A 12136-nucleotide genomic window follows, 5' to 3' on the forward strand; every position below is an offset into this window, starting at 1 on the left:
CGGGTCTCCAGGGCAGACCGCCTTATGCCACGGAGGGGGGAATTCGTCCATCGCCGGAGGCGGTCATCGCACGCTTGGACGCGTCACCTGCGACCTCGCGCACAAGACGCGGGACCAGATATCCGGACTGGCGGGCAACGAGCGCGGCGTGCAGCGCAAGCGCGGTGGCATCGTCAACCTCGAAATGCGCCGCGCCCGCGACTCGGTCAAGCTGGTGCAGGTAGTAGGGCAGCACGCCGGCGGCGAAGCCACGCTCGGCCAGCGCGGTCAGCGTGTCGACAGTATCGTTGACGCCGCGTAGCAGCACCGCCTGGTTCAGGAGCATCGCGCCGGCGTCGCGCAGGGCGCGCATGGCCGTATCGACCTCGGCATCGAACTCGTTGGCGTGATTGGCGTGGACCACGATCGCGACCGGCCAGGGCAGCGCCGCCAGCCAGTCGAGCAGTTCAGCGTCGACGCGTTCGGGCAGAACGATCGGCAAGCGGGTGTGGATGCGTAGACGACGCACATGCGGGATCGCGCGCAGGGCATCGGTGAGTTCAGCGAGCTTCGGCGTGGCCAGCGACAGCGGATCGCCGCCCGACAGCAGCACTTCTTCGATGCTCGGGTCGGCCCGGATCGCGGCGACCGCCTCGCGCCAGCCGTTCGCGGCTGCGGTTTCCTCGGCATAGGGAAAATGCCTGCGGAAGCAGTATCGGCAATGCACCGCGCAGCTGCCCGTCGTCACCAGCAACGCGCGCCCCTCGTACTTGTGGATCACCCCGTGGCCGGCCTTGGCGGCAGCGTCGCCGACCGCGTCCAGGCCGAAGCCGGGTACAGGGCGCATTTCGTCATCGAGCGGCAGCACCTGGCGCAGCAGCGGGTCGTGGGGGTCGCCGTGGCGCATGCGGGCGACGAAACTGCGCGGCACCCGCAACGGGAACTGTGCGGCGGCTTCGGCTGACACGCCCAGCGCGATATTGCCCAGGCCCAGCAGGTCCAGCAGTTCGAGCGGGTCCCGGACGGCCTCGCGCCAAGCCTGTTGCCAGCGCCGCGGCTGCATCGTGAGGGGGGCTGCGGGTATCATGTGCGATTGAATCCGTAGAGCCGTCCGCGTGGGTCGCGGCCGGTAAACCCCATAGTGTAGCCGCCGGCGAGTCCGGCCCAGCAGGAGCAGACGATGGCCAGTTATGGCTTGAACGACGTCAAGAACGGACTGAAGATCCTGGTCAATAACGATCCTTGCGTGATCACCGAGACCGAGTACGTCAAGCCGGGCAAGGGCCAGGCCTTCACCCGCATCAAATACCGCAACATCAAGTCGGGCCGCGTCGTCGAGCTGACGATGAAGGCGACCGACTCGCTGGAAGCGGCCGATGTCATGGACACCGACATGCAGTACCTCTACAGCGATGGCGAGTACTGGCACTTTATGAACCCGGAATCCTTCGAGCAGGTGCAGGCCGACAAGGCCGGCATGGCCGGCGCGGAGAAGTGGCTCAAGGGCGAGGAAGAGTGCGTGGTGACGCTGTGGAACGGCACGCCGATCCAGGTCACGCCGCCGAACTTCGTCGAACTGCAGATCACCGAGACCGATCCGGGCGTGCGCGGCGACACCTCCGGCGGCGGCGGCAAGCCGGCGACGCTGGAAACCGGCGCCGTGGTCCGCGTGCCGCTGTTCGTCGGCCAGGAAGAAGTCATCAAGGTCGACACCCGCTCGGGCGAGTACGTCAGCCGGGTGAAGTGATTGATCTGCAGCGAAATCGCGAAGCGGCTCGTGTCGCGGATCAGTCATCCCCGCGCAGGCGGAGACCCAGTGCCCGTGCGGGAGGTTGACGGCACCACGACGCGATTGCGCAGATGCCTCGCGGCAGGCGCACTGGTGCTCGCGGCTGTGGGTGCGCCGGGAATGGCATTGGCGAAGGACGCCTGTCCGCTGCAGACCCTGTACGCATTGACCCAGGCGTCGTTGCTCCCGGCGGGCGATGACGTCCCGCTGGTGGCCGAGGCGTGCAAGGTCTGGCCTTACGACGACTCGCTCGCCCTGGCGGCGGTCGCCTATCCATTGCCCGCCTCCGATGAAAACGAGCGCGTGCTGCGTCTTGTGATCGCGGTGCTCGGTGCGCAGGAGGCCAACATTCTCGCGGTGCACGAGACCGATCTCGCCGAGGATGCGGTGTTTGCGCTGGCGGAGAACGGGCTGCTTCTGGACACCGCGCGTTATGACCTCGCCACGGGCGTGCGTGCGTTCGGCGTCATGCTCCGCAGTTCGGCGCCGGGTCCGAGTTGTCCGGACGGCCGTTTCAATGACGAACTCACGCTGTACGTGCGCGAGGGGCGTGCGTTGAGACCGGTGTTCACGTCGCACATGGATTTCTGGGCTCGTGTGGAAGGTGAGCCCTGCAGCTGGTCCCAGGGTAAGCGTCTGGTGACCGAGGAAGCGGCGTTCACGATCGGCGTGGAGCAGAGCGCGCACAACGGCTTTGCCGATCTGCGGGTCACCGCCGATGTAGCGCGTATCGAGAGCGCCGCCACCAGCGAGGACGAGACGACGGTGCGACGCCGTGCCAGCCGGGTCGTGCGTTACGACGGTAGCCGCTACGACGTGGACGCGCTGGAAAACGGGTTCTTCTGGACCCAGGCCCCCGAGGACAAATGAAGATGCATGACGCCGCCCCGCAATCCATCGACCTGCTGATCGAGGCCGCGCACGTGGTGCCGGTCGAACCACACGCGGTGGTGCTCGACGACCACGCGGTCGCGGTCCATCGCGGCGTCATCGTGGCGGTATTGCCGATCGCCGAGGCGCGGCAGCGTTTCGCCCCGACGGAAACGGTCTCGCGTCCGCAGTCGGCGCTGCTGCCGGGGCTGGTCAACGCGCACACCCACAACCCGATGACGCTGCTGCGCGGCATCGCCGACGATCTGCCGCTCAAGGTCTGGCTGCAGGAGCACATCTGGCCGATCGAAGGCGCGGTGATCGGCCCCGAGTTCGTCGCCGACGGCGTCACTCTGGCGCTGGCCGAAATGATTCGCGGCGGCACCACCTGCGTCAACGAGAACTATTTCTTCCCCGACGTGCAGGCCGCGGTTTACAAGCGTCACGGCTTCCGCGCGCGTGTCGGCCTGCCGGTCATCGATTTTCCGACCGCGTGGGCGTCGAGCGACGATGAATATTTCGAGCGCGCCGGCGAAGTCCACGACCAGTGGCGCGACGATCCGCTGATCTCGATGGCATTTGCACCGCATGCGCCGTACACGGTCAACGACGCGAACTTCGAGCGCGTGCGCATGCTCGCCGACCAGCTGGATCTGCCGGTGCATCTGCATCTGCACGAGACCGCGCAGGAAGTGCAGCAGTCGATCGACGAGCACGGACAACGGCCGATCGCGCGTCTCGATCGCCTCGGTCTGGTCAACGACCGCCTGATCGCGGTGCACATGACCCAGCTGACCGACGCCGAGATCCACCTGTGCGCCGAGCGCGGCGTCAGTGTGGTGCATTGCCCCGAATCCAATCTCAAGCTGGCGTCTGGCTTCTGCCCGGCGTGCGCGCTGGAGCGCGCGGGCGTCAATATCGCGATCGGTACCGACGGCGTGGCCAGCAACAACGATCTCGACATGTTCGGCGAGACCCGCACCGCGGCGATCCTGGCCAAGGCGGTCGCGAACGATGCCGCCGGCTTCGACGCGTTCACCGCGCTGCGCGCGGCGACGCTCGGTGGCGCGAAGGCGGTGGGCTTCGGCGATCGCATCGGGTCGATCGAGCCGGGCAAGCAGGCCGACCTGATCTGCGTCGATCTCTCGCCGATCGAGACCCAGCCGCTGCACCACGTGGTCTCGCAACTGGTCTACGCGACCGGCCGCCACCAGGTTGGCGATGTGTGGATCGCCGGCCAGCCCAAGCTGCAGTCGCGCACCCTGGTCGGTTTCGATCTCGACGCCATCACCGCGAACGCGCGTCAATGGCGCGCGCGCATCGCCACGTTGCGCAACGGCGCATGAGGACACCGCAATGACCGCAGCACGCGACAACTTCCATCAGGCTGAACTCGACAAGTTCGGCGCGCTCGCCAACCGCTGGTGGGATGCCGACGGCCCGCAAAAGGCGCTGCATGCGCTCAACCCGGTGCGACTGGACTATGTGCGCGAGCGTGCCCGGCTCGACGATGCGCGCATTCTCGATGTGGGCTGCGGTGGCGGCCTGCTCAGCGAGGCGATGGCGCAGCGCAGTGCGCGCGTGACCGCGATCGATCTGGCCGAGGATCTGGTCAAGGTCGCGAAGCTGCACGGGCTGGAAAGCGGCGTGCAGGTCGATTACCGCGTGCAGTCGGTCGAATCGCTCGCCGTCGAACAGCCGGGCAGCTTCGATGCGGTGACCTGCATGGAAATGCTCGAGCATGTGCCGGACCCGGCCGCGGTCCTGAAAGCCTGCGCCACCCTGCTCAAGCCGGGCGGCTCGCTGTTCGTGTCCACGCTCAACCGCACGCCGGCCGCGTTCGCGCTGGCGATCGTCGGCGCCGAATACGTGGCGCGCCTGCTGCCGCGGGGCACCCACCAGTACGCGGCCTTCATCAAGCCGTCGGAACTCGGCGGCTGGCTGCGCGAAGCCGGGCTTGAACTCCAGGATGTCACCGGCCTGATGTACGCGCCCTGGCGCAACGGCGCGCGGCTGATTCCGCGCACCGACGTGAACTACCTGGCCTGGGCGCGGAAACCGCAGTGAGCGATTCGAGTCCTGCCGCCCGGTTCCCGGCCGGCGCGCTGTTCGATCTCGACGGCACGCTGCTCGACAGCGCGCCCGACATGCTCGCGACCGTCAACCGGATGCGCGCCAGCCGTGATCGCCCAGCGTTGGCGCTGACCGATATCCGACCCGTGGTGTCGCGTGGCGCACAGGCGATGGCGTCGGTCGCGTTCCCAGAGCTGGATGCCGAAGGCGTGACCGCGCTGGTGCCGGAGTTTCTTGCGGTCTACGCCGAAGAGCTCGGCCGCCACAGCGTGCTGTTCGACGGTGTCGAACCGATGCTGGCTGCGCTTGAAGCAGCCGGCACGCCGTGGGGCATCGTCACCAACAAGCCGGAATACCTGGCGGCGCAGATCCTGCCGCAGCTCGGCTGGCAGGACCGCTGCGCGGTGCTGATCGGCGGCGACACCCTAGCCGAACGCAAGCCGCATCCGCTACCGCTGCTGCGCGCTGCGGAGTCGATCGGCATCGCCCCGGCGGACTGCGTCTATGTCGGTGACGATGCGCGCGACATCACGGCCGCGCGTTCGGCGGGCATGCCGTCGGTCGTGGCGTTGTGGGGCTACCGGCTGGACGATGACGATCCGGTTGCCTGGCAGGGCGACGTGATGCTGGACGCAGCGCAGGCCCTGGTCGACCCGGCAGGCTGGCCACAACGATGAGCGCAGCCATGCAATCGGGCGACGAGGATTTCGTCGGCAAATGGCAGGCCCGTTGGCCGGAATGGCGCATCGGCATGGCCTTCGTCGCGCCGGCGCAACGCGAGCGCGCAGCGCCCTGGTTCTCGCTGCTAGACGAGCTCTGCGATGCGGCCTGGGCCGGCACCGATGCCACGCCGGGGCTCGCGAAACTCGCGTGGTGGCAGGACGAGCTGCAGGGCTGGGCCAAGGGCGCGCGCCGGCATCCACTGGGCGCGCAGCTGCAACGCGTGGATGCACCTTGGCAGACGCTCGCATTGGCGCTGCGCCTGTTGCCGGCGACCCGGGAGCATGGTGACGACGTGTCGCGCAATCTTGCGCAGCTGCAGGACCTCGCGCTGGCGGTCGCGGGCTGCGAATCGCGTTTGTTCGGTGATGGCAGCCGCGACAGCGGCGATGGCCGCATCGATGCTGCGCCCCTGCTGGCGATACAGGCCTTCGTGCGCGCGGATCAGGCGCTCGCTTCGCGTCTGCTGGCCGGCTGGCCAGGGCAGGGAAGCGGCACCCGGCCGCGGCGCATCGCGAATGCCATTCTCGCCGCCCGTCTGCGGGTGTTGGCTCGGCAGGGCGAAAGTCGGCCGGTGCCTGGCCCGCGCGTACTGTGGTCGAGCTGGCGGGCTGCGCGCCCGCGCTGAACAACGGCAGCGCCGGGGGCTCCGGAAACGCAGCGTTTCGGGGGTCGATGCGGACGAGCCGTTAGACTGGCCACCCACGACGGGCGCCGAGAACCGGCGCCCGTCGCCTCATTCCCGCCCCATGCCACGAGTCCCGTCTTGAGCACCGTACCAAGTACCGACCGCCTTCCCGATGTCGCCGGCGACCAGGCCCAGGCCGCCCGTCTGCTGGACTGGGTGGGCATGGGCAATATCGCATTGCCGCTGCGCATCGAGGATGCCGATGGCGGCGCGGTCACGGTGCCGGCCTCGGCCGACATCGGCGTCAACCTGATCGATCCAAACGCGCGTGGCATCCATATGTCGCGCCTGTACCTGCATCTGCAGGACGCGCTGTCGAGCCAGGTGCTGGATCGCGAGACACTCGCGCGCGTGCTGCGCGACTGCATCGAGTCGCAGCGCGGTCTCGCCGATCGCGTGCAACTGACCCTGCGCTACGGTCAGCTGCTACGCCGTCCGGCGCTGGCCAGCGCGCATAGCGGCTGGAAGACCTACCCGGTCGAGATCGATGCGGTGCTCGGCCCTGATGGCCTGGCGCTCACGCTGTCTTTGTCGGTCGAGTATTCGAGCACCTGTCCGGCATCGGCCGCATTGTCGCGCCAGCTCAACGCCGCGCGTTTCGCCGCCGACTTCACCCCAGGTGCCACGAGTTTCGATGCCGTGCGCGACTGGCTCGAATCGCCGCGCGGTCTCGCCGCGACCCCGCACGCGCAGCGCAGCCTCGCCGATGTGCGCCTGACATTGGGGCCGGATGTCGATACTTTCCCGATCCTCGCGATCGTCGACGCGCTGGAACACGCGCTCGGCACGCCGGTGCAGACCGCGGTCAAGCGCGAGGACGAACAGGCCTTCGCCAGCCTCAATGCCGAGAACCTGATGTTCTGCGAAGACGCCGCACGCCGGGTCGCTGCGGCGCTTTCGGCCGATCCGCGCGTCGCGCGTTTCGATGCCAAGGTCTCGCATTTCGAAAGCCTGCACGCGCATGACGCGGTCGCGCGGGTGAGCGGACCGTAAGTCCGGTTTTCTTCAGCGCTCACCCAGGCAAAGCGGCTGCTGCGTTGCAGATCGCACGGTTCCTTGTGCGTGGTGTTTCCACGCGTATGCGAGGAGGGTTTCCTCCCATGGTGTTTGTGCGCGGGTACGTCGGCCAGTCCTGATGTAGATGCTTCAGACAAAAAGAAGGGCGGCCGGAGCCGCCCTTCGTCTGAAACGCAGCCGGATCCTCAGAACTGCAGGGAGAACCTTGCGTTGGCGCCGTGATCACGCGCGTCGTCCGACAGCGCGCCGCTGTATCCAAGCTCCAGCATGCTGTTGGCCGACGTCCGGGCTGCCAGACCCAGTTCGACCAGCATGGCCTCGTCCCGGATGACCGGGCTGCGCACGCCATACCACTGGTTGCCATCGAAGGACAGTTCCGTAGCCTGCGCCTGGTTGCCGCCTGCGTAGCGGTAACCCAGGTTGCCGCGCAGGCTCAGCCAGCTCTGCTCCTGGGCCGAGCCGCTGAGGTTGACCGCGAGCCGGACGCCCGCCGTGGCCAGGTCGACACGCGCATTGGCATCGCGTCCGCGCAACGCAGCCGCGCCGCCATCCTCGGTGAAGCCATCGGTGTCGAGCTCGACATGGGCGTACTGCAGGTAGGGCTCGAACTCCCAGGCGCCGGCGCCGAGGCGATAGCCGACCTCGGCGAACGCCTGCCAGCCATCAGCATCGTAACGGCCGTGCACGCCGTCGACGAAGCCGGCGAAGTTGACGTCGCGCTGGATGTCGAGTTCATGCCAGGCGTGCGTGTAGCCGGCACGAATGCCGAACCCGTTCCAGGTCTGGCTGCCGTAGATGCCGACATGGCGCGTGTCGGCTTCGCCCTTCGAAGCGCGGTTGCGCACGTCGAAATCGGTGCTGCCGACACCGCCGAACACGCCCACGCGCCAGCCGCCGTCGAACTGCCGGTCGATGCCGACCAGGGCCGCGGAGCCGTTGTGCTGCGTACGCGCGGCGTTGCCATCGTCCGCGATGTGCCCGCCTTGGCGGTGTACCTCCAACCATGCGCCGGTGTTGGCGTCGGCATCACGCTGCCCGCCGAAGGCGTCGGAGCCCGCAGCTGCGCGCGCGAGCGCGGCATCGCGGACCAGGCGTCCGCTGTCGAGCAACACCTGCTGTGCACTCGCATGCACCTCGCCCGAGAGCTGGTCGAATGCGCGAGGCGCAGCAGCGGCACTGAGAAGGGTGATGGGAACAAGCAGACCCTGGTTGTCAGGGAGCGCGTCGACGGCGTTGGCGACTGCCCATTGGTTGTCGCTCTGGGCCGCAGTCGAAAGTGCTGCGCCACGCACCACGCCGACATCGAGCGCGTTCGCGCCGTAGAGCATCGACAGCGACAGGAAGGGCGAGAGTGCACCGGTGTCGACAGTGTCGAATGTGCCGGTGATGCCCCCGGCTGCCGAGAGGATCCTGTATTCCTGGCCGAGCAGGAACGTACCCGGCAGCTGGCGCGCGAGCAGGGTGCCGCCGAGCAGGGTCGCCGAACCGGTCACCTTGAGCAGATCCGACTGACCCGGTGGCTGCATTTCGGCGACCAGGGTTGCGCCCGCGGCATGGGTGTAATCCCCGTCGATGGTGAGCGTGCCGATCGAGTTGCCCGGTGCGATGGTGCCCGCCACCCAGGTGTCGCCGAGGGTGCCGCTCCCGCCGAGCAGGCCGCCGGCTTCGACGCGCGTGGGCGCGCCGGTCACGCTGCCGTTGATGATCGCCATGCCGCCCGTCGTTCCATTGTCCGCCCCCCGCACGGTGAGTGCGCTACCGACCAGGCTGCCCTGTGCATCGATCAGCAAGCGCCCGCCCGACACCACAACGTCGTCGGTCAGGGTGTTGCGGCCGCGCAGTTCGAGGGTGCCGCCGGTCACGCTGGCGCCATTGAAGCTGTTGTCGCCATCGAGGCGCAGCCAGCCGTCGACATTTGAGTGGAAACCGAGGCGACCCGGACCCCCGATGTCGTTGCTCCACATGTCCCAGGCGTCGCCTTCCCAGACCTTGCGTCCGCCGGCCGCCAGGTCCATGACCACATCGGTATCCACCCGCAGGGAACCGTAGCCTTCAATGGCCGCTTCCAGGTTCAGCAGTCCCCATCCGTAGATCTCGTCGACGCCTTCCTCGCCCAGGTCGGTGGCGGTGGTCAGCATCACATCCCGGACCTGGTAGCCCTGCAGGTAGGGGAAACGTTCGAACAGCAGGCCGAGGGCGCCTGTCACGTGGGGCGCAGCCATGGACGTGCCGGAGTAATCGGCAAAGCCCGGCAGACCCTCGCGGTTGTCGAACTCATAGCGCAGGTTGCCGGCGTCATCGATGAACCAGTCGCCCTGGACGAGTTCGCTGTCGAACACGGTCGAGGTGATGAAGCTGCCCGGGGCGGCAATGCACCACTGTGCACTGATGCCGCACTTCATCGAGCGGTCGCTCAGGACACCCGACTCGTTGAGATTCACCACGCTGACCCAGTACTGCTCGATGTCGGCAAAGATCGCCGGCAGGGTGGCAGGCGCCGCTGCCTGCGGACTGGCTTCAGGCGAGGCATTGACGCCGCTGTTGCCGGCGGCCACCACTTGGATCATGCCGGAGCGGCGTGATGCATCGGCCATCTCCTCGAACGTCGCCGCAATCGAAGGCGTCGCCATCAGCAGTTCGTGGTAATACGCCGCATCTTCCGGGGTGTAGGCGGTATAGGTGTAGCCCCAGCTGTGATTCATGGCGCGCACGCCGTGATCGATCGCCTGGTCGTACATCTGGGCAAAAGCGGTGCTGCCGGCCGATGTCCCATACGTCGTGCATTGGTTCAACAGGATGCAGGGCAGGTCGACGAGGGTCAGGCTGTCATTGAACAGGCGGCCCGAGCTGAGGTCAGCGCCGAAGGCCACGCCGTGCATGCCACTGCCGTCGCGGTTGGCGGCGATGGTGCCGGCGACATGTGTGCCGTGGCTGTTGAACGAGAAGAACGTGTTGCCCCAGAGGTAGTCGTTGACCGGGTTTGGGAAGAACGCGGCCAGTGCCGGGTCGTAATACTCGCCGTCGATCGCGACCTGGTCACCTTCGGAATAGAAACAGGCATCCGGTCCGGCGATCGCGCTGGTATTGCTGCACAGGGTGCCGTCTTCGAGCACATCGGCCATCGTGATCGAGCGGTGGTCCTTGCCCGCGAACTCGGGATGATCGAAGCCCGCACCGGAATCGAGCAGGCCGAGGCGTACGCCCGCACCACTGAGTCCCCTTGCATACGCGTGATGCGCGTTGATGACTTCCAGGCCCCAGTCGGCCTGGAACTCTTCGGTGATCCAGGATTGCGGATCCGAAGGCGACGCCGGCAGGTCAACGGCGGCAATTGTGGGCTGGCGCGTATCGCCCTGCGCCGCTGGAACAGGCGCGGCGCGACGCCAGGTCTTGCTGAAATCCCGGGAGGTGGCCAACTGGCGCGTGGGCACAGCGGCCAACTGCGGCTTCGCCTCGAAGGCTTCACTGATGACCGTGCGGACCGCGTCGTCCGCTGCAACTTCAGAAGCACTCGCGCTTGCGAACGCCGTGGACATCAAGAGACCGCCTGTGATCGCCAGCGCAAGTGGCGTGCGCGCAAAACGGTGCGGCCGGGCGGAAAGGAAAGAACTGCGTGGAGTCATACTTACTGTCCCTGTGTGTGATGAACGCCGCATTTGATCAGCAGACGTTCATCGATCCTAACCGCACGACGCAGCAATGTCAGTCGCGCGGGCTGCGATGTACGACCACATTGAAGCGAAGCGGCGTCAGTGGAGCCGGGCGCCGGACATGGATCGTCCATGTACCTTCCGCAGGTGCCTGAAGTGCAAACCGCCCGTCGTCGCCGACGGTCACGCTGCCCGTCGGCGTTTCAACCACGCTGCCCGTCGGCGCGCGTCCTTCCAGGATTGCGAAGGCCTCGACCGTTGCAGGCACACGAACGGCGCTTGCGGGGACTTCGCGACCCGCCGCGTTTTGAGGGATGGGCGAATTGTTGTGCATGTGCTCCGAATCCAACGGCTGTGCACCCGCGCAGCCTGCAGTGGCGACGATGAGCAGAAGCCCACCCATCCATCGCGCCGAAGCGGGGCGCGATGCCGGCAGCGTGCCTATGGCATCACTCACTGCATCCATCTCAGCGCTCGAGCACGAGCTGCGGATCCACCCGTACATCCAGCCAGTTCATGCCCCAGTGCAGATGCGGACCTGTGGCGCGGCCTGTTGCGCCGACGGCGCCGATGATCTGACCCTGTTCGACGCGATCGCCCACTTTCGCGTCGATGCGCGACAGATGCAGGAAGTTCGAACTCACGCCATGCCCGTGATCGAGCAGCAGCGTGCCGCCCGTCAGATAGAGATCGGGACCGGCGAAGGTGACGATGCCAGCGGCCGGCGCCTTGACCGGTGCGCCGGTCGGCGCGGCAATGTCCATGCCCGAATGCGGCGAGCCCGGCTGGCCGTTGTACGAACGCGCGCGACCGAAGCGTCCGCTGATGCGGCCTTCGACCGGACGGATGAAGCCGTTGCCGAAATCGACACGGTCGTCGTCGCGTACGCGCGCCTCGGTGACCTGGGCCTGCTCGCGGCGGATGCGTTCTGCGATCGCCGCCGGCGGATTGACCGTGGCCGGCGGCACGCCGTTGACGCGCTCGACGGGCCAGTCACGTGGCGTGATCGCGATCGATGCCGACTGCTGGCTACCGTCGGGGTGCGTGATATCGAGCTGCACGGGTCCGGTCTCGTCCCGCCCGACGCCGAGCACGAGGGTGCCGTAGCCGCTGACGCGCAGCGCGCGGTCGCGATACTGGACACGGCTGCCGGCCGGCACCTTGCCGATGACGAGGCTGCCTTGTTGCACCTGTGTCGGAAACCGCACATCGCCCATGTCCTGGGCCGCCAGCGGCGCGCCGTATACAAGCAATGCAACGATCAGGAGACACGCGAGCGGCAAACGGGGTAGCAGGGGCATGCGGTAGTCCGGGCAGGAAGAAAATGCGTCGGGCACGCTACGTACCCGG

The 12136-nt window shown here is 67.4% G+C and carries 11 protein-coding genes; 7 read left to right on the plus strand and 4 right to left on the minus strand.

Annotation, left to right across the window (positions count from 1 at the left end):
- Window positions 1–22: 22 nt before the first annotated feature.
- Window positions 23–1066 (minus strand): EF-P beta-lysylation protein EpmB, encoded by a 1044-nt coding sequence (gene epmB / locus J2W68_RS05940; protein ID WP_310233604.1) that lies wholly within the window; start codon window positions 1064–1066, stop codon window positions 23–25.
- Window positions 1067–1159: 93 nt separating this feature from the next.
- Here epmB and efp point away from each other — a divergent pair, with 93 nt between their 5' ends.
- From efp to folE2, 7 genes are all read left to right on the plus strand, one after another.
- The gene (gene efp, locus J2W68_RS05945) at window positions 1160–1726 is read left to right on the plus strand and encodes an elongation factor P (RefSeq protein WP_310233606.1); all 567 of its coding nucleotides are present in this window, start codon (window positions 1160–1162) and stop codon (window positions 1724–1726) included.
- A 162-nt stretch (window positions 1727–1888) separates the two neighbouring features.
- Window positions 1889–2638 (plus strand): hypothetical protein, encoded by a 750-nt coding sequence (locus J2W68_RS05950; protein WP_310233608.1) that lies wholly within the window; start codon window positions 1889–1891, stop codon window positions 2636–2638.
- A gap of 2 nt (window positions 2639–2640) precedes the next feature.
- The gene (locus tag J2W68_RS05955) at window positions 2641–3984 is read left to right on the plus strand and encodes a TRZ/ATZ family hydrolase (RefSeq protein WP_310233610.1); all 1344 of its coding nucleotides are present in this window, start codon (window positions 2641–2643) and stop codon (window positions 3982–3984) included.
- A gap of 10 nt (window positions 3985–3994) precedes the next feature.
- Entirely contained in the window at window positions 3995–4705 is a 711-nt protein-coding gene (gene ubiG, locus J2W68_RS05960; RefSeq protein WP_310233611.1) for a bifunctional 2-polyprenyl-6-hydroxyphenol methylase/3-demethylubiquinol 3-O-methyltransferase UbiG, read from the plus strand.
- Entirely contained in the window at window positions 4702–5388 is a 687-nt protein-coding gene (locus tag J2W68_RS05965) for a phosphoglycolate phosphatase (RefSeq protein ID WP_310233612.1), read from the plus strand. The genes ubiG and J2W68_RS05965 overlap by 4 nt, the downstream gene beginning before the upstream one ends.
- On the plus strand, window positions 5385–6059 hold the full coding sequence (locus J2W68_RS05970) for a hypothetical protein (protein ID WP_310233614.1): 675 nt from the start codon (window positions 5385–5387) through the stop codon (window positions 6057–6059). Before J2W68_RS05965 ends, J2W68_RS05970 begins: the two co-directional genes overlap by 4 nt.
- Before the next feature lie 138 nt (window positions 6060–6197).
- Window positions 6198–7112, plus strand: coding sequence for a GTP cyclohydrolase FolE2 (gene folE2 / locus J2W68_RS05975; RefSeq protein WP_310233617.1), 915 nt, complete (start codon window positions 6198–6200; stop codon window positions 7110–7112).
- 209 nt (window positions 7113–7321) lie between these two features.
- Here folE2 and J2W68_RS05980 read toward each other — a convergent pair whose 3' ends face one another.
- The 3 genes from J2W68_RS05980 to J2W68_RS05990 all read right to left on the minus strand — a co-directional run bounded on the left by J2W68_RS05980 (window position 7322) and on the right by J2W68_RS05990 (window position 12087).
- The gene (locus J2W68_RS05980) at window positions 7322–10672 is read right to left on the minus strand and encodes an autotransporter domain-containing protein (RefSeq protein ID WP_310233619.1); all 3351 of its coding nucleotides are present in this window, start codon (window positions 10670–10672) and stop codon (window positions 7322–7324) included.
- A gap of 166 nt (window positions 10673–10838) precedes the next feature.
- Window positions 10839–11252 carry a hypothetical protein gene (locus J2W68_RS05985; RefSeq protein ID WP_310233621.1) on the minus strand — a complete coding sequence of 138 codons (414 nt, stop codon included), beginning with the start codon at window positions 11250–11252 and terminating at the stop codon, window positions 10839–10841.
- A gap of 1 nt (window position 11253) precedes the next feature.
- Window positions 11254–12087, minus strand: a complete 834-nt coding sequence (locus J2W68_RS05990) for a M23 family metallopeptidase (RefSeq protein ID WP_310233623.1) — start codon at window positions 12085–12087, stop codon at window positions 11254–11256.
- Between the last annotated feature and the right edge of the window lie 49 nt (window positions 12088–12136).

The sequence above is a fragment of the Luteimonas terrae genome (genome assembly GCF_031457535.1).
Lineage (GTDB): Bacteria > Pseudomonadota > Gammaproteobacteria > Xanthomonadales > Xanthomonadaceae > Luteimonas > Luteimonas terrae_A.

Bases quoted from the DNA above. Each gene is read 5' to 3' on its own strand.
- epmB (WP_310233604.1), bottom strand. From the start codon at position 1,066: ATGATACCCGCAGCCCCCCTCACGATGCAGCCGCGGCGCTGGCAACAG.
- efp (WP_310233606.1), top strand. From the start codon at position 1,160: ATGGCCAGTTATGGCTTGAACGACGTCAAGAACGGACTGAAGATCCTG.
- J2W68_RS05950 (WP_310233608.1), top strand. From the start codon at position 1,889: ATGGCATTGGCGAAGGACGCCTGTCCGCTGCAGACCCTGTACGCATTG.
- J2W68_RS05955 (WP_310233610.1), top strand. From the start codon at position 2,641: ATGCATGACGCCGCCCCGCAATCCATCGACCTGCTGATCGAGGCCGCG.
- ubiG (WP_310233611.1), top strand. From the start codon at position 3,995: ATGACCGCAGCACGCGACAACTTCCATCAGGCTGAACTCGACAAGTTC.
- J2W68_RS05970 (WP_310233614.1), top strand. From the start codon at position 5,385: ATGAGCGCAGCCATGCAATCGGGCGACGAGGATTTCGTCGGCAAATGG.
- J2W68_RS05980 (WP_310233619.1), bottom strand. From the start codon at position 10,672: ATGTCCACGGCGTTCGCAAGCGCGAGTGCTTCTGAAGTTGCAGCGGAC.
- J2W68_RS05985 (WP_310233621.1), bottom strand. From the start codon at position 11,252: ATGGATGCAGTGAGTGATGCCATAGGCACGCTGCCGGCATCGCGCCCC.
- J2W68_RS05990 (WP_310233623.1), bottom strand. From the start codon at position 12,087: ATGCCCCTGCTACCCCGTTTGCCGCTCGCGTGTCTCCTGATCGTTGCA.